This window comes from Palleronia caenipelagi (assembly GCF_007004065.1).
GTDB lineage: Bacteria > Pseudomonadota > Alphaproteobacteria > Rhodobacterales > Rhodobacteraceae > Palleronia > Palleronia caenipelagi.
This window is the reverse complement of the sequence record NZ_VFSV01000162.1, coordinates 1-738: the sequence shown is the minus strand read 5'-3', so window position 1 is coordinate 738 and position 738 is coordinate 1. Positions and strand designations below refer to the sequence as shown.

The 738-nt window shown below is 65.0% G+C and carries 2 protein-coding genes; both read right to left on the bottom strand.

The features are described from left to right. A partial coding sequence (locus FEV53_RS20465; RefSeq protein WP_342778325.1) for a DDE-type integrase/transposase/recombinase occupies nt 1-263 on the bottom strand: 263 nt, incomplete at its 3' end. Beyond that, nucleotides 260-738 (bottom strand): IS3 family transposase (locus tag FEV53_RS20460; RefSeq protein ID WP_142836428.1); only part of this gene is annotated, 479 nt, incomplete at its 5' end. The genes FEV53_RS20465 and FEV53_RS20460, both read right to left, overlap by 4 nt.

Here is a 738-nt window from a genome sequence, read left to right as displayed (position 1 = left end):
CTCTCCATCGGGGCGTTCTGCGCCTTCAAACGATCCCCCGGATCGTTCGATCCGCTGGCGCGGACCAGCTTGAACCCGAGGCACTGACCCTTGCGGCTCATGGATTGAGCCAGCTTGGCGCGGTGGATGATCTTGCGGTCGTCTCCGCTGGCATATTGCATGCCGCGGTCCGAATGCAGGATCAGGCCCGGGACCGGGCCGCGCTGGTCCAGGGCCATCCGGAGCGCGTCGTAGCACAGCTCTGCGCCCAGGTGATCGGTCATGGACCAGCCGACGATTTCGCGGGTCGCATGCGCCATTGTCCTTGGAGTTGCCCATCGCGGCGCCACTGGTCAGAGCCCGATGGGCGACGGCGGACAAAGGCACCTTCCTTGACCGCTGCCAGGTAGAGCCAGCCCTCGCCGGTATCGACATAGCTGATACCCGCCAGCCAGACGGTGTTCGGGGTGGTGCAGTGAAATGCCTCCAGCAGCAGGTTGGGCGACGGCGTCAGCTTATGATTGCTGTTCGTGGTCACCGGCTTGCGTGGCTTGCGCTGGCCGGCTGAGATCCTGCTTTCGCGCATTATTCTGGCCACGCGCCGCTCCGGGACGTGCTCCCCCTCAGCGCACAGATCCCGGTGGATACGCTTGGACCCGTAGCGGTGTTTGCTGGCTTTGAAGACCCGCATAATTTTTGCCAGAAGCACGTCGTCCCGTGCAGAGCGCCGCTCGCGGCGGTCATCGCGGGCCGCCTGGC